The following is a 15234-nucleotide window of genomic DNA, read 5'->3' as shown; positions in this document are numbered from 1 at the left end:
TTAATTAAAAATTTTATACAGCATTTCTTTTAACAAATCTGACTGAGGCAAAGCATTCGCTCCCACACCTTTACTCTTAACATCAATATCTCGTAAAGCCCCAACAATCTGACTCACCTTTCTCATCGGATAATTTTTTACTGCCAAATCATACTCTTTCAAGAAATATGGATTTACCCCAAGTGCAGATGCTACATTTTTCGGATTTTTATCTTTTAATCCGTGGTATTTTAAAAGCTGAACAAAAAATCCAAAAACCAAACCAGTCGTCATAACCAAAGGATATTCTTTAGGATTGTGAGCAAAATTTTCTGCAATCTTATATGCCTTCAATTGATTGCGCTCACCTATTGCTTTTCGAAGTTCAAATACATTATAATCCTTGCTAAAACCGATATTTTCTTCGATATGATCTGCTGTAATCATGGTTCCTTGCGGTAAAATAATCTGCAGTTTTTCAAGTTCGTTATTAATTTTACTTAAATCGGTACCCAAAAATTCCACTAACATAGCATTTGCTTTTGGATCGATAGTATATTTTTTTCCAGCTAAAACACGTTTAATCCAGTCTCCAACTTGATTTTCGTATAATTTTTTACTTTCGTAAACAACACCTTTTTGTGCTAATAATTTGGTGACTTTTTTACGTTTATCTAGTGTTTTATATTTATAGCAAAAAACCAAAACGGTTGTTTGCATCGGATTATCTACATAAGATTCAATTTTATCAATTGTTCTCGATAAATCTTGCGCTTCTTTTACAATAACAACCTGACGTTCAGCCATCATAGGATAGCGCTTGGCCGTTGAAACAATATCGTCTACAGAAACATCTCTTCCATATAAAACTGTCTGATTAAAACCTTTCTCTTCTTCAGCTAATACATTCTGCTCAATGTATTCAGACAATTTATCTATATAATAAGGTTCTTCACCCATTAAAAAATAAATCGGTTTAATATCTCCGGCTTTAATATCGTTAACAATTTTTACTACTTCGTCCATTTATACTTGTTTCAAGTTTAAAGTTTCAAGTTACTTTGAAACAAAAAACTATTTTATATTTTTGCTTTATGCTTAAACTTAATTTCCCTGCTTATACTTTCCGATTCAAAAATAGCGAAAATAAAGTGTCTATTTTTGATGAAATCAGGAAAAAATTTATAATTCTTACGCCAGAAGAATGGGTTCGTCAACACGTTGTTCATTTTTTGATGCATGAAAAAAAATATCCCAAATCGCTTATTAACGTAGAAAAAGTTTTGACCGTCAACGGATTACGAAAACGTTATGATGTAGTTGTCTTCAACCCTGATGGTTCTATACATATATTAGTAGAGTGTAAAGCACCAGAGGTTAAAATCTCACAGGCAACTTTTGATCAAATTGCTCGTTATAATATGACAATGCAGGCACGGTTTTTGAATGTAACAAACGGACTAAACCATTTTTATTGTCAAATGGATTTTGAAAACGAAAGATATGAGTTTTTAAGAAGCCTTCCTGACTATAAAGAAAACCATTAAAACAAATAAATAACTAATTACTTTTGGATAAAATAGCAGTTGTCATTTTAAATTGGAACGGAGTAAAATTGCTTGAGCAGTTTTTACCATCTGTTATTCAGTTTTCAGAAGGAGCGGCAATTTATGTTGCTGACAATGATTCTACGGATGATTCTGTCGCATTTGTTACAGAACACTTTCCAACCGTAAAAATTGTAAAAAATTCAGGCAATCATGGTTTTGCAAAAGGTTATAATGATGCCTTACAACATATTGATGCAGAAATTTACGCTTTAGTAAATTCAGATATAGAAGTAACTGAAAATTGGCTGAAACCAATTCTTGATACTTTCGAAAAAGAAAAACAAACTGCCATTATTCAGCCTAAAATTCTTGATTTTAAAAACAAAGAATATTTTGAATATGCTGGAGCAGCAGGTGGTTTTATTGACAAATACGGATTCCCTTTCTGTAGAGGAAGAATATTTGAAACCATCGAAAAAGATAATGGACAATATGATGACAACATAGAATTGTTCTGGGCTTCGGGCGCTTGTTTCTTTATACGAAAGAATATTTATCATGAATTAGGAGGTTTTGACGAAAGCTTCTTTGCACATCAGGAAGAAATTGATCTATGCTGGAGAGCCGCAAATGAAGGACATATTATAAAGTATAATTCTCAATCTGTAGTTTACCATGTTGGAGGTGCAACATTGCAACAAGGAAATCCAAAGAAAACCTATTTGAATTTTAGAAATTCATTATTAATGATGGTTAAAAATCTACCGAAAAGAGGATTATTCTGGGTGATTTTTTTTCGTATGGTTTTGGATGGTATTGCAGGTATCCGTTTTCTTACACAGGGTAAAATTAAGCACACTATTGCTATTTTAAAGGCACATTTTTCATTTTATTGCTTATCTTTAAAATATCTCAGAAAACGAAAAGATTTTCAAATACAGCAGTACTATTCGGTAAAAAGCATCGTTTTCCTTTATTATATCAAGAAATTGACCTTATTTAAAGAAATCTTTAACAGTATTCAAAATATTAAAAACTAAATTTGTAATCAAGTCTAATTAAAATTAAATTTATGAGAAAAATAGTTATCGCACTATCAGTATTAATGGCCCTAACATCATGTGTTTCTAAAAAGAAATATGCTGAGTTGGAAGCTAAAAACAAAGAGACTCAAGATTTGTTAAACTCATGTACTGTAAAATTAAATACGTGCTTAGAAGAAAAAGCTGGATTAGCTGCTACAGCGGAAAGCTACAAACAACATAATCAAGATTTAATCAATAGTTCTAAAGATTTAACTATCTTAACTACTAAAGGTGCTGAAAACCTTGAAAAATCTCTTGAAAGTTTAAAAGAAAAAGATTTGAAAATCTCTAGACTTCAAGATGCTTTAACTAAAAAAGACAGTGTTACTTTAGCATTAGTTACAAGCTTAAAAGGAGCTGTTGGAATCAACGATCCAGACATCGAAATCAATGTTGAAAAAGGAGTTGTATTTATCTCTATCGCTGATAAATTATTATTCAAAAGTGGTAGCTATGACGTAAGTGACAAAGCTAAATCTGTTTTAGCTAAAGTTGCTAAAGTTGTAAACGATAAACCTGATTTTGAGTGTATGGTTGAAGGACACACAGATGACGTTCCTTACAAAAGCAACGGAATTATCTTAGACAACTGGGATTTAAGTGTTAAGCGTTCTACTTCTATCGTTCGCGTATTGACAAACGATCTTGGTGTTAACCCAGCTAAATTAATTGCTGCAGGTAGAAGTTCTTACGTACCATTAGTTGCTAACGATTCTCCTGAGAACAAAGCTCGTAACAGAAGAACCCGTATCGTAGTTATGCCAAAAATCGATCAATTCTATGATATGATTGAAAAAGAAATGAAAAAACAAGCTAAATAATTCTTGTTTAGCATACTATAAAAACAGAAAAAGCAGGTCAATCGACCTGCTTTTATGTATTCTTAATTTTTTTTTAATAACCAATTAAATATAATTAAGAATAGCATTATCTTTAAGTAACTAACTAAATTTTAACATAATAAAGTTACTCATAATTTTCATACTTTTATACTTTTAGTGTATTTTTTTACAAAATACCAATATCCCCTTTACCTTCTCTGACTATAACTGGCTCATGTTCAGAAAGATCTATAATTGTTGATCCGACATTATCTCCGTAACCGCCATCAATTACCATATCAACAAGATGCTGCCATTTTTCGAAAATCAATTCTGGATCTGTAGTATATTCGATTACATCATCTTCATCGCGTATGGAAGTCGAAACAACAGGATTTCCTAACTGGCGAACAATTTCTAAAATAATATTATTATCAGGAACACGAATACCAACAGTAGTTTTCTTTTTAAACTCTTTTGGCAAATTATTGTTTCCTGGCAAAATGAAAGTATAAGGTCCAGGTAGCGCTCTTTTTAATATCTTAAACGTTGATGTATCTATCTGACGCACATAATCTGATAAATTACTCAAATCATGACAGATAAAGGAGAAATTTGCTTTCTCTAATTTTACTCCCTTGATCTTAGCAATTTTTTCTAAAGCTCTAGAATTGGTAATATCGCAACCCAAACCATAAACAGTATCTGTCGGATAAATTACCAAACCTCCATTCTGAAGCACTTTCACAACTTTTGCAATTGCAGCTTCACTAGGTTTATCTGGGTATATTTTTATAAATTCTGCCATGATTTTTTAGTTTATTTTGTTTTAAGTTTCAAGTTTCAGGTTGCTTCTTATAATGTGAAACCTGAAACTTAAAACAATATTTTTTATCCTACTACATCTAATTTAGCAAATCTTAACAACAATTTCTTAATTCCGCCCACTTCAAATTTAATTTCTGCTTTTCGGTCTGCTCCAACGCCTTCAAGATTAATCACTTCACCTTTTCCAAAACGCTCATGCATAACTACATTTCCAACAGTAAGTTTACTGTCAAATAAATTTGAGTTTCCATTGCTTGGCACATTTCCAGAAACTGGTTTTAGTTTTCTAATATTTAAATCTGGTTTAGGACTATTTTCTGTAATATGTTTTGGAGGAGTTCCTCCTACTGGTTTTGCTAATCTTAATTTTGATTTATCTACATCACCAAAAATATCACCATCGATTGGAGATTTATAACGATAATTAGTTTCAGCTGGCGTTAAATATTCTAAAAATTGACCGTCAATTTCTTCAATAAAACGAGATGGTTCACTATCTGTTAGTTTTCCCCAACGATAACGCGATTGAGCATAAGTCAAATAAGCCTGATGTTCTGCACGAGTTAAAGCTACATAAAATAATCGACGTTCTTCTTCTAACTCACTTCTAGTACTCATACTCATAGCACTTGGAAATAAATCCTCTTCCATTCCCACAATAAATACGTGCGGAAACTCCAATCCTTTTGCTAAGTGAATAGTCATCAAAGCTACACGATCTTCGTCATTGGTATCTTTATCCAAATCGGTTGCTAAAGCTACATCTTCCATAAACTCAGAAAGCGCACCTCTTGCTCCGTCAATTTCTCTCTGTCCTTCAGTAAAATCTTTAATACCGTTTAAAAGCTCTTCGATATTCTGAATTTTTGCCATCCCTTCAGGAGTAGCATCTTTTTTCAATTCTTGAACTAATCCAGTCTTTTTTGCAACGTGATCTGTCAAATAAAAAGCATCCTGATTTTGATCGATAACCTGAAAACTCTGAATCATCGTTACAAAATCTTTCAATTTATTTTTTGTACCGGCATTCAGTTTCAAATCGATTTTATCAATATTAACCATTACTTCCCAAATCGAACGTTTGTAATGATTTGCTGCAATAGTTAATTTTTCAACCGTCGTATCTCCAATTCCACGAGCTGGATAGTTAATTACACGAATCAAAGCTTCCTCATCTTTTGGATTCAGAACCAAACGCAAATAACATAAAACATCTTTAATTTCTTTACGCTGATAGAATGACAATCCACCATAAATTCTATATGGAATATCACGTTTTCTCAATGCATCCTCCATCGCACGCGACTGCGCATTGGTTCTATATAAAATCGCAAAAGAGCCATTATGAAGCTGATTTTGCATTTTCTGTTCAAATATAGTACTTGCTACAAAACGACCTTCTTCGGCATCAGTCAAACTGCGGTGCACTTTTATTTTCGGACCAAAATCATTAGCCGTCCAAACCACTTTATCCAGTTTGGTTTTATTATGCTCCATAACCGTATTTGCGGCTTCCACAATGTTACGTGTCGAACGGTAATTCTGCTCTAAACGGTACATTACCACCCCTTCATAATCTTTTTGGAAATTCAGGATGTTATTGATATTCGCTCCACGAAAAGCATAAATACTCTGCGCATCATCTCCAACCACACAAATATTCTGAAATTTATCAGACAAAGCCCTAACAATCAAATATTGAGAATGGTTCGTATCTTGGTACTCATCAACCAGAATATAGCGAAAACGGTTTTGATATTTCGCCAAAACCTCTGGAAAACGAGTTAACAATTCATTGGTTTTCAACAATAAATCATCAAAATCCATTGCGCCCGCTTTGAAACAGCGCTCCACATACTGCTGGTAGATTTCTCCCAACCTAGGCTTTTTCGCCATTGCATCAGCCTCCTGCAATTCAGGATTGTTAAAATAGGCTTTTACCGTAATCAAGCTGTTCTTATAACTAGATATACGTCCTAAAACCTGTTTTGGTTTATAAACATCACGATCCAGCTGCATTTCTTTAATAATCGAAGAAATTAAACGCGCCGAATCCTGAGAATCGTAAATCGTAAAATTAGAAGGATATCCCAAAAGCTCCGATTCTGCACGAAGAATACGAGCAAATATCGAGTGAAAAGTTCCCATCCAAAGATTCTTCGCTTCAGATGCTCCCACAATATCCGAAATCCTGTGCTTCATTTCTCTTGCCGCTTTATTAGTAAAAGTCAGCGACAAAATATTAAATGCATCAATTCCCTGATGCATCAAATAAGCAATTCTAATCGTTAAAACACGGGTCTTTCCCGAACCTGCACCAGCAATAATAATCATTGGCCCGTCTTTTTGTAAAACAGGCGCTCTCTGCGCTTCGTTGAGCTGGTCAATATATTTCTGCATGTAATTTATCTCCTTTTAGGCAAAAATAAGAATTTAAAGAGAAAGTTCCTAAGATACTGAGACGCTAAGGTTCTAAGTTTTTTTTGAAGCCAAGCAATTGGCATTTTATTAAACATAGTTTCCCGCTTTCGGCTATATCTCTCCGCTCCGCTACGAGGATACCGCCTCAATCGGGGCTAAACTCAAACAATTAGATCAGGTTAAATTGAAAGAAAATTCTTTAAAATAATTTATATTTGTAAACTTATAAAAAAGCAAATGAAAGTTAAATTAACAGAAAACGCCGAAAAGACATTTTTACAAATTATAAGTAGATATAGTAATCTCAAAGCGACTAAATTTTCAAATCAAACCATCTCGACTATAGAGATAATTGTTCAAAATAATTTTATTGGCTCTAAATATAAAAAAACAACTTATAGAAAGTTTCCTATATCAAATCAGGTGTTTTTATTTTATCAAATAGAAAAACAAATCATTTACATTGTTTTATTCTGGGATAATAAAAGAAACCCTCTAGAATTAGATAGTATACTTAGCTCTTAACTTTTGTTTGAAATCTTCAAAGTCAACTGTTCTTCCTGCCTTAATATCTTCTTGACTTTTTTGCAATTCTTGCATTAAAATTTCTTCAGGAAATAGTAAAGAAGTAATTAACTTCACTTCTTGATGTGTAAAACTATTCGCCTTTAATTTTCTATAATAGGTCGCATGTTTTAAACCCAGTTTTTGAATAAAAAACTCCGTCTTATAATAAGACTTATCAATTAATTCAGCCAATGAATTAATGTATTTTTCATAATTCTCAACTATTTCTATCATTTCATGCAAATTAAATTCTCAAAATATGATACAAAAATAATCATTTTATAGTTGCGAAAGATAATTTTAACTATAATATCAAAAAAGGAAAACTTAGAACCTTAGAATCTTAGCAACTCAGAACCTTACTTAAAAAACACATCATAAGCAAATCGGATCAAAGTGCCCACAACCACAATCAAAAAGAAAATCCTAATAAATCCATTGCCTTTGTTTATGGCTAATTTTGCTCCAAGCCATCCACCAAGTCCGTTGCTGACAGCCATCGGAATGGCAATTGTCCAGATAATTTTTCCTTTAATCATAAACAGACAAATCGAACCAAAGTTCGTTGCCAAATTTACCATTTTAGCATTCGCGGAAGCGTGAAGAAAATCAAAGCCTAAAAGCGCAATGAAAGCCACAACAAAAAAACTTCCTGTTCCTGGACCAATAAATCCATCGTAAAACCCAACAATTATACTAATTACAACAGCATACATTATCTGCGTCGCCGCAGAATGGTCTTTGGCAACATGTTGTCCGAAATTTTTCTTGGCGTAAGTATATACGAACAGTAAAGATAAAACCACCAATAAAAGCGGTTTCATAAAATCATTGCTGACCAAAGTCAAAATTGTAGATCCCAAAAAAGCCGACGGAACCGCCAGACACATCATAATAATCAAGAGTTTCCACTGAATAACAACTTTCTTTAAATATTGAAAAGCAGCAAAAGCTGTTCCGCTGAAAGCAGGAATCTTTAATGTTCCAATAACAGTCGAAACTGGAAGATTTGGTAATAAAATTAATCCCATCGGCGTCTGGATTAATCCGCCGCCGCCAACAATTGCATCAATAAAACCAGCGGCAAAAGCTGCTAAACAAAGAAAAAGTATTATGTATGAATCCATTAAGAACATATTTTGGTCGCAATAAAAAACAAGCTGCAAAAATACGGCTTCCTTTTTGTTTATTACCACAAATTTAAAGTTGATTTTTAACCAAAAAGTATATTTTTGCTTAAAAATTATTTCAATGGATTTCAACAAAATAATAGAACTTGCTAGTTATACTTTACCAGCCTTAGTTACAGGAGTTGTAGCTTATCGTTTCTTTGAGCTACACATTAAAAACAACGATAGAAAACGTGCTTTTTTACTAAACAAACAAGCTCATAAAGAATCTCTTCCTGTACGTCTACAAGCATACGAGCGTATGACTTTATTTTTAGAACGTATTAATTTGACAAAATTGTTAATTAGAATTGCTCCTATTTCGCAAAACAAAAATGATTACGAAAATTACTTAATTGACCTAATTGAGCAGGAATTCGAACATAATTTAACTCAGCAAATATATATGTCTGAAGAGTGTTGGACTATCATTACAACTGCTAAAAATGCAACAATCCAAATGATTCGCAAAACTGCTATGAGCGATAAAGTGGATAATGCCGATAAACTTCGCGAAGTAATCTTAAATGATTTATTAGAAAAGCAATCGCCAAGTAACGCCGCTTTAAGTTTTATCAAATCTGAAGTTGCAGAACTTTGGTATTAAAAATATTATATTTGAGATTGAGCATATATTAACTGCTCAATCTCACATTTCTTTTTAACTTACCCACTCTTGGTGATATTTTACTACAATCCATTTTCCTTTGATTTTTTCAAAGAAAACTCGGTAACCAGCACCACATAATCCTGAACAATTTAAGGTATACTTGACATAAGCTTTTTTTCCATCTGCTGAAATTATTGGGATCGTAGCATGATAATAGCTAAAATATTTTTCTTTTTTCCAGTCCTTCTTTATTTCTTCTATTGATCTAATAACTACCTCATTAAAATCATTTTGCGATAATTTGAAAGTATTAAAATTTTTATTTTGAAATTGTATATATAATGAATCTGATTTTGAAAATAAGAATTTCTCCTCTGGTATATCTGGTGATCCTATGAGTAATTCTATCAATTCGGAGTCTTCTTCTGCACTTTTTGGCAATTTGCCTTTCTCAACGTGGTCAATTTTCAGCTTCTGTAAATCTTCGCAAAAAGAAATCTTTTCATTATTTCCTAAATATCTAGCAATCTCTACACTGTCACTATTGATAAGAGTCTTAATTATTGCATTTATTTCTTCATTTTTGGGCAATTTAAAATTTGCATCTTGTTTGTCTTTCTGACAGCTTGAAGAAAAAACAAGTACTACTAAAACTAATAAAAAAGAAAATATGCTTCTCATGCTACTTCTTAAATCAATATTTTATTATCACTCATTGCTTCTGACTTATTCTGAGCATACTCGTAACCTTGCTGCCACCATTCTTTCATTACCTCTTTATTAAAAATCAAGGCATTATCGGTTAATTTTATGGGAGTATAATATAGATTAAGTTTGACATCCTTATTATTTGCCATAAGTTTTCCTATAGCAATGTCGTGTTTTTCTACCTGATCTAAAGCAATTCGGAACAAATCAATCATTAAAGAAAACGGATTTTTACCGATTACAGTTTTAGTTGTATTAACCTCTGTTTCAAGAACAATTACATCAATTTCTGTTGCTCCTCTGTTAATTGCTTCACGAATTGGAACTAAGCTTGAAAATCCGCCATCACCGTATTCACAGTTGTTTTTTTCAACCAAACTCATAAAAGGAACATAATTACTCGATATCCAAGACCATTCGCAAAATTCTTCGTAAGTACAGTCTTTTACCGATTTATATTCAGATTCATTTTTAGTAAAATTGGTCACCGTAACAATAACGTCGGTTTTAAGCTTTTTGAGTTTATTAAAATCTGAAAGAGAAAAATTATTCTGGATATATTTTCTCAGTCCTTTACTTTCTCCAAAAGTACGTTTCCCTTTAAAAAACTGACGTAATACATTAAAGTGATTTATGGTTACAATATCAACGCCATCCTTATTTTTTACTACAAACGGACAAATATTAAAAATACTTGACATCGTAACATTGGTATATACAGAATGAATTTTTTTAATATGACCGAGAGCTAAATGCGGAATCAATAAACTTCCAGTAGAAGTTCCTATAAACAAATCGTATTCATGTTTTTTCTCTTCTATTAAATACTGGGCAACACCACCGGCAAAAGCGCCTTTACTGCCACCTCCTGAAATAACCAATGCTCTCATAAATTGTAATGTAGGTTTTATTTTGGGATATTTTTTTTAGAGGGTATAGAGAAAAGAAGCAAGAACCAAGATTATTTTTAAAATCCTTTTCTGTTAATCTTGCTTCTTGCTTCTTCCTACTTTCCACTCTAATTTACTCTTTCAATAAACGATTCAATTGGAATTGCTCATCGGGTGTCAAATTAGGTAAAATTCTATTAAAAGAAGCACGCATTTCAGGATTTTTTAACAGAAGTCTTATCGTATCTCTGCCAAATTTCGAAAACTGCCACATATGATGCGTAGTTGCGCCAACTAAATTACTCAAAACCTGATCGTTAATAATTTTAAAGGCAATCAGTTTTTCTAATGCATTTTGCCTGGTTGTAGCTTCGTATTTTGTTGATGAAAATGCAATCAGTTCCTTTACCAAAACATCTTTTTCATTAATATAGTTTGGTGTTGACAAAGCAAGAGAAAGCCACAAAGTTCTAAGATTATAATCGTTGAAGCCTATCCAGTTTTTTGATCTATCCAAATATTCTGTTCTATGCTCGGGAAAATTTCTCCACAACCAATAAAGCGCTATTTCCTGCGTCTGATACGATTTGTCATTCAAAAGAGTTTCATAATTTTCTCTAAAATCTTCTGGAATTTTAGTCAAAGAACCAGCTAGATTTTGGCGTACTTTGATGTTATTAGTCTGCATTGCCAAAAGCAAAAGAGCTTTTTTATCTTCGTATTTCTCATTTTCTAATTGATCAACAACAGCTTCTTTCACAGATTGATACACATCCGATTCTAAAGTGCTTTTTAAAATAGCTGCTTTTTCGGCTAAAGGCGTTTTTTTTAATTTATCGATTTCCAATCGCTTTTGAATTGTTTTGTTTTTGCTCAACAATGCATTTGCAGTTGGCGTATCAAAAGCTGTTGATTCCAACCAAGTTTTCTGAAAATTATCCAGATCAAAATCGGAAACTTTTTTTATTTCGTCGAAGAAATTCTGTGTATTTACGGTTTGATATGCGTATTTTTTCAAGTAATTTCTAATTGCTTTTTTGAAGGCTTTATCTCCAATAGATTCATGCAAAACAAATAATGCCCAAGCACCTTTTTCGTAAAAGGTAAGAGAACTCGCTTTTGCATTTAAAACGGGAATCGTGTCTGTACGAGAAGCAAATTTAATCTGCTGTGCCGTATCATATAGTTTCGAATAAAAATAATCTTCTCCATAAATATCTTTCTCTGCCAACAAAGCAAAATAGGTTGCAAATCCTTCTTGAAGCCAATGATGTGTACTGCTTTCGGCAGTAATAAGATCTCCAAACCAATGATGTGCTAATTCGTGCGCATCGACATTGGTATAATTTCGGTCACAAAAACCTATTGAATCTACCACATAACGCGTTGCAAAAAGAGTTGAAGTGGTGTTTTCCATTCCAGCATACAAAAAGTCTCTTACTGGAATTTGTCTGTTGATTTTCCAAGGATATTTTACACCAATTTCTTTTTCAAGGAAATCAAAAATATGTTTAGAATATCGGTAAGTTGACTCAAAACGATCTGCATCTTTGGGTTCATAATAATATTCTAAAGAAACTCTGCTTTTGGATTTAAATTCTTTTTTATCAAATTTCCCAATAGCCAGCATTAATAAATACGAACTCATTGGTTTTTCCATTTCAAACTGCCAGTGATTCAGATTTCCGTTTGTTGGCTTTTCTTTTAAAACTCCATTAGAAACTACTTGATAATCTTTATCATATGAAATCCCTAAATTGAAAATCAATTTTTCGTTTACATCATCAAAACTCGGAAACCAATTACTTGTATATCTCCCCTGTCCTTGTGTCCAGATTTGTATTTCGTCATTATCCATATCAACAAAATACAATGCCTGTTTTGGCTTTGCTGTATAATTAAAAGTCAAATGATTCTGTCCTTGTTTAAAAGGATAAATCAATTTTAACTGCTTGTCGGTATTGATAAAAATAATCTCCTTATCATTAATTCTTACATTCGAAAAACCCATGTTTTTAGCATCAAGGGCAATAGTGTCACAATCTTTTAAAATCTCAAATTGAAAATCGACAGTTCCTGAAACTAGTTTATCTTTCGGACTTAATGTCAATTGTCCAGAAACCGATTTAAAGTCAACATATTGAGTTTGCTGCGCAAAAAGAAGACTGGTGAATAATAAAAAAATGTATTTCATTGAAACGGATTTTAAAGGCAAAATCCCAAAGTTACAAAGGTTTCCTTTACAAATAGAACGAATTTTGTAAGTTTACCATATAAAACAGTCAAATCGTGTCTACACCTCAAAAAGCCTTATTTAACTGGAGCAGCGGAAAAGATTCTGCTCTTGCCCTATATAAAACATTACAAAATAGTGAGTTTCAAATCGAATGTTTACTGACAAGTGTAAACCAACAATTTCAGCGAATTTCAATGCACGGGATCCGGGTTGAATTATTGCAAGAACAGGCAGAAAATATCGGAATTCCATTAAAAATTCTGGAAGTACCCGAAATGCCGACAATGGAAGTATATGAAAAAGTGATGACCGAAACGTTAACCGAACTAAAGCAAAAAGGCATAACACATTCTATTTTTGGAGATATTTTTCTGGAAGATTTACGCCAATATCGTGAAAATCAATTAGCAAAAATCGGATTAACAGGCGTTTTTCCGATTTGGAAAATCCCAACTCTTGATTTAATTCAAGAGTTCATTTCGCTTGGATTTAAAACAATTGTGGTTTGTGTAAACGAAAAGTATCTGGATAAAAGTTTTGTTGGCAGAATAATCGATCAGGATTTTATAAATGATTTACCTGAAAATGTTGATGTCTGTGGTGAAAATGGCGAATTTCATACTTTTACTTTCGATGGACCTATTTTTTCTAAACCTATTGATTTTGAAATTGGCGAAATTGTGTATAGAAAATATGAGAAGCCACAAAAAAAAGATTCATCCAATACAGCCTGCGATACTAATGATGAAACTGCCTTCGATTTTGGATTCTGGTATTGTGATTTAATTAAAAAGTAAAATGAAATTTTTATTTAAATTCATAAAGCCGAAAAAGAACAAAAAATGACTTTTCCAGCTATGCAAAAATGGATTCGAAATTAAGTTGATTGATCAACCCAAGTTTTCAAGAACCACTTACCATCTTTTAATTCATAGATATAATCAATATAAATTCCATTATCTAGTCCACGCTCTTCAAGAGTGACTTTGCTTTTCTTTATCGATAAAGTTCTTTTTAAAAATTTTTCGTCTGCTTTTCTATTCAAAGTAAGCACTTTGTAATTCTCTTTTGTCTGCGTATAATCCACCAATTCAAGATCGTCATTATTTGCCCTGTATTTTAGAGGAAAAATCACTCTGCTCACTTGAAATTTCGGATCAGCATTGAATTTACTGAAAAAAGCATTGAAGTCTTCGGGAGCTGTTTTTGCGCTTTGAGCAAAAACAGCAGTATTTAAAGCCATTGTTAGAACAAAAACTAATACGAAATACCTTTTCATTATTCTTCATACATTTTAAGCAAGTTCGTAACCGTATTCCAGTTTCGAATTGTTGCTGTTACATTCAATTTTTTCTCGATATATTTTTGGTCAAAACGAGTTTTTCCAGCACCAACAGCATATTTAATGAAAATTCTGTTTTCGTCAATACTCGCTTCGTCTGGCTTAAACTGACTTATCTTTAAATCGTTTATGTTTTCTTTTTTTAGAGTTGTTGAAACAAAAGCAACATATAGTTTTTTCAGGTCAGCATCTTTTTCTTTCAAGAATGCATTATTAACAAAACACGACTCTAAATTTTCTTTGGTAATCATAACAACTGGAACTTCATGACCAAATACCTTAAATATTTCCTGTTTGATCATAAACCCAACTTTTGAAGCTTCTTCTTCGCTATCTACAAAAACATTTCCGGATTGCAAATACGTTCTTACGTTTTGAAAACCAAGATTTTCCAGCATTGCTTTCAAAGCTTCCATTTTCATCATATTATGCCCAGAAACATTGATCCCACGTAAAAGCGCTAAATGTGTTTTCATTTTTTCTAATTTTTATGCAAAGATAAAAAAAGCTCCGTCATAAACGGAGCCTCCAAATTATCTGAATTAGTAAGCATTCAAAAATTATTTCTTTTTCTCATATACTAGTCTTGGACCATCGCATACACTCCACGTTCCATACAAATTTCCGAAACTATTAATGATATATAAATTTTCTTTTGTCTTGGAAGTACAAGATGCTACTATATCGCTCTCTGCAGTATAATTTAGTTCAAACTGAATTTGATCTGTCGTTTTTACTACAGAATAAGTTCCTGAAATGGTTGTAATTTTACCATCTTTCTTTCTTGTTTTAGAGAATGTATTATTAGAATTAAAAGTATACGATTCCTCCCATTCTAAAATATCTACCGAATTTACTGCGGGATTACTGTTGCCCATCGCTGTAAGGATCCATTTTCCGTGATAGCTTTCGGTTGGTTTATTTTCATTGTCATCATTAGAACAAGAAACAAGCGAAATAAACAATACGATTAAAAGTCCAATTTTCTTCATTTTTATAGTTTTTAATGGTTAATTATTATTAAGATT

17 protein-coding genes are annotated in these 15234 nt (G+C 32.3%); 6 read left to right on the top strand and 11 right to left on the bottom strand.

Annotated elements, in window-relative coordinates; all coding sequences use genetic code 11:
- Positions 1–1005 carry a DNA polymerase III subunit delta gene (gene holA, locus OZP10_RS20570; RefSeq protein WP_281632543.1) on the bottom strand — a complete coding sequence of 335 codons (1005 nt, stop codon included), beginning with the start codon at positions 1003–1005 and terminating at the stop codon, positions 1–3.
- A 68-nt stretch (positions 1006–1073) separates the two neighbouring features.
- Here holA and OZP10_RS20565 point away from each other — a divergent pair, with 68 nt between their 5' ends.
- The 3 genes from OZP10_RS20565 to OZP10_RS20555 are packed head-to-tail and all read left to right on the top strand — an operon-like array spanning position 1074 to position 3435.
- Positions 1074–1526 (top strand): type I restriction enzyme HsdR N-terminal domain-containing protein, encoded by a 453-nt coding sequence (locus OZP10_RS20565; RefSeq protein WP_281632542.1) that lies wholly within the window; start codon positions 1074–1076, stop codon positions 1524–1526.
- A gap of 23 nt (positions 1527–1549) precedes the next feature.
- Positions 1550–2569, top strand: a complete 1020-nt coding sequence (locus tag OZP10_RS20560) for a glycosyltransferase family 2 protein (RefSeq protein WP_281632541.1) — start codon at positions 1550–1552, stop codon at positions 2567–2569.
- Positions 2570–2601: 32 nt separating this feature from the next.
- Positions 2602–3435: an OmpA/MotB family protein gene (locus tag OZP10_RS20555; protein WP_281632540.1), complete on the top strand. Its 834-nt coding sequence runs from the start codon at positions 2602–2604 to the stop codon at positions 3433–3435.
- A gap of 187 nt (positions 3436–3622) precedes the next feature.
- Here OZP10_RS20555 and OZP10_RS20550 read toward each other — a convergent pair whose 3' ends face one another.
- Together OZP10_RS20550 and OZP10_RS20545 are read right to left on the bottom strand one after the other, a co-directional pair.
- On the bottom strand, positions 3623–4243 hold the full coding sequence (locus tag OZP10_RS20550) for an L-threonylcarbamoyladenylate synthase (RefSeq protein WP_281632539.1): 621 nt from the start codon (positions 4241–4243) through the stop codon (positions 3623–3625).
- A gap of 83 nt (positions 4244–4326) precedes the next feature.
- Positions 4327–6663, bottom strand: a complete 2337-nt coding sequence (locus OZP10_RS20545) for an ATP-dependent helicase (RefSeq protein ID WP_281632538.1) — start codon at positions 6661–6663, stop codon at positions 4327–4329.
- Between the two features lie 258 nt (positions 6664–6921).
- Between OZP10_RS20545 and OZP10_RS20540 the strand changes: the two genes are divergently transcribed.
- Positions 6922–7209 carry a type II toxin-antitoxin system RelE/ParE family toxin gene (locus OZP10_RS20540; RefSeq protein ID WP_281632537.1) on the top strand — a complete coding sequence of 96 codons (288 nt, stop codon included), beginning with the start codon at positions 6922–6924 and terminating at the stop codon, positions 7207–7209.
- Here the strand turns inward: OZP10_RS20540 and OZP10_RS20535 are convergent.
- Positions 7186–7485 carry a hypothetical protein gene (locus OZP10_RS20535; RefSeq protein WP_281632536.1) on the bottom strand — a complete coding sequence of 100 codons (300 nt, stop codon included), beginning with the start codon at positions 7483–7485 and terminating at the stop codon, positions 7186–7188. The two genes, OZP10_RS20540 and OZP10_RS20535, sit on opposite strands and share 24 nt — an antisense overlap.
- 125 nt (positions 7486–7610) lie before the next feature.
- Complete coding sequence (locus tag OZP10_RS20530) at positions 7611–8378, bottom strand: sulfite exporter TauE/SafE family protein (protein ID WP_281632535.1); 768 nt, start codon at positions 8376–8378, stop codon at positions 7611–7613.
- A gap of 124 nt (positions 8379–8502) precedes the next feature.
- Between OZP10_RS20530 and OZP10_RS20525 the strand changes: the two genes are divergently transcribed.
- Entirely contained in the window at positions 8503–9027 is a 525-nt protein-coding gene (locus OZP10_RS20525) for a DUF7935 family protein (protein WP_281632534.1), read from the top strand.
- Positions 9028–9081: 54 nt separating this feature from the next.
- Here OZP10_RS20525 and OZP10_RS20520 read toward each other — a convergent pair whose 3' ends face one another.
- The 3 genes from OZP10_RS20520 to OZP10_RS20510 all read right to left on the bottom strand — a co-directional run bounded on the left by OZP10_RS20520 (position 9082) and on the right by OZP10_RS20510 (position 12822).
- Positions 9082–9711, bottom strand: coding sequence for a hypothetical protein (locus tag OZP10_RS20520; RefSeq protein WP_281632533.1), 630 nt, complete (start codon positions 9709–9711; stop codon positions 9082–9084).
- Positions 9712–9719: 8 nt separating this feature from the next.
- Complete coding sequence (locus OZP10_RS20515) at positions 9720–10628, bottom strand: patatin-like phospholipase family protein (RefSeq protein ID WP_281632532.1); 909 nt, start codon at positions 10626–10628, stop codon at positions 9720–9722.
- 133 nt (positions 10629–10761) lie between these two features.
- Complete coding sequence (locus tag OZP10_RS20510; protein WP_281632531.1) at positions 10762–12822, bottom strand: M1 family metallopeptidase; 2061 nt, start codon at positions 12820–12822, stop codon at positions 10762–10764.
- Positions 12823–12917: 95 nt separating this feature from the next.
- On the opposite strand from OZP10_RS20510, the gene OZP10_RS20505 reads away from it, so the two are divergent.
- On the top strand, positions 12918–13661 hold the full coding sequence (locus tag OZP10_RS20505) for a Dph6-related ATP pyrophosphatase (protein WP_281632530.1): 744 nt from the start codon (positions 12918–12920) through the stop codon (positions 13659–13661).
- A gap of 80 nt (positions 13662–13741) precedes the next feature.
- Here the strand turns inward: OZP10_RS20505 and OZP10_RS20500 are convergent, their stop codons facing one another.
- From OZP10_RS20500 to OZP10_RS20490, 3 genes are all read right to left on the bottom strand, one after another.
- On the bottom strand, positions 13742–14143 hold the full coding sequence (locus OZP10_RS20500; RefSeq protein WP_281632529.1) for a DUF4348 domain-containing protein: 402 nt from the start codon (positions 14141–14143) through the stop codon (positions 13742–13744).
- Positions 14143–14682: a DUF1697 domain-containing protein gene (locus OZP10_RS20495; protein WP_281632528.1), complete on the bottom strand. Its 540-nt coding sequence runs from the start codon at positions 14680–14682 to the stop codon at positions 14143–14145. The genes OZP10_RS20500 and OZP10_RS20495 overlap by 1 nt, the downstream gene beginning before the upstream one ends.
- Before the next feature lie 84 nt (positions 14683–14766).
- Positions 14767–15198, bottom strand: a complete 432-nt coding sequence (locus tag OZP10_RS20490) for a lipocalin family protein (RefSeq protein ID WP_281632527.1) — start codon at positions 15196–15198, stop codon at positions 14767–14769.
- Positions 15199–15234: the final 36 nt, after the last annotated feature.

Source organism: Flavobacterium luteolum (assembly GCF_027111275.1).
Classification (GTDB): Bacteria; Bacteroidota; Bacteroidia; order Flavobacteriales; family Flavobacteriaceae; genus Flavobacterium; species Flavobacterium luteolum.
Note: the sequence above shows the minus strand (reverse complement) of the source record. Positions and strands in the feature narration are given on the sequence as shown.

Excerpts from the sequence above, each read along its gene's own strand:
- OZP10_RS20495 (WP_281632528.1), bottom strand. The coding sequence starts at position 14,682 with ATGAAAACACATTTAGCGCTTTTACGTGGGATCAATGTTTCTGGGCAT.
- OZP10_RS20545 (WP_281632538.1), bottom strand. The coding sequence starts at position 6,663 with ATGCAGAAATATATTGACCAGCTCAACGAAGCGCAGAGAGCGCCTGTT.
- OZP10_RS20565 (WP_281632542.1), top strand. The coding sequence starts at position 1,074 with ATGCTTAAACTTAATTTCCCTGCTTATACTTTCCGATTCAAAAATAGC.
- OZP10_RS20525 (WP_281632534.1), top strand. The coding sequence starts at position 8,503 with ATGGATTTCAACAAAATAATAGAACTTGCTAGTTATACTTTACCAGCC.
- OZP10_RS20510 (WP_281632531.1), bottom strand. The coding sequence starts at position 12,822 with ATGAAATACATTTTTTTATTATTCACCAGTCTTCTTTTTGCGCAGCAA.
- OZP10_RS20500 (WP_281632529.1), bottom strand. The coding sequence starts at position 14,143 with ATGAAAAGGTATTTCGTATTAGTTTTTGTTCTAACAATGGCTTTAAAT.
- OZP10_RS20555 (WP_281632540.1), top strand. The coding sequence starts at position 2,602 with ATGAGAAAAATAGTTATCGCACTATCAGTATTAATGGCCCTAACATCA.
- OZP10_RS20540 (WP_281632537.1), top strand. The coding sequence starts at position 6,922 with ATGAAAGTTAAATTAACAGAAAACGCCGAAAAGACATTTTTACAAATT.
- OZP10_RS20530 (WP_281632535.1), bottom strand. The coding sequence starts at position 8,378 with ATGGATTCATACATAATACTTTTTCTTTGTTTAGCAGCTTTTGCCGCT.
- OZP10_RS20515 (WP_281632532.1), bottom strand. The coding sequence starts at position 10,628 with ATGAGAGCATTGGTTATTTCAGGAGGTGGCAGTAAAGGCGCTTTTGCC.
- OZP10_RS20535 (WP_281632536.1), bottom strand. The coding sequence starts at position 7,485 with ATGATAGAAATAGTTGAGAATTATGAAAAATACATTAATTCATTGGCT.
- OZP10_RS20550 (WP_281632539.1), bottom strand. The coding sequence starts at position 4,243 with ATGGCAGAATTTATAAAAATATACCCAGATAAACCTAGTGAAGCTGCA.
- OZP10_RS20490 (WP_281632527.1), bottom strand. The coding sequence starts at position 15,198 with ATGAAGAAAATTGGACTTTTAATCGTATTGTTTATTTCGCTTGTTTCT.
- holA (WP_281632543.1), bottom strand. The coding sequence starts at position 1,005 with ATGGACGAAGTAGTAAAAATTGTTAACGATATTAAAGCCGGAGATATT.
- OZP10_RS20520 (WP_281632533.1), bottom strand. The coding sequence starts at position 9,711 with ATGAGAAGCATATTTTCTTTTTTATTAGTTTTAGTAGTACTTGTTTTT.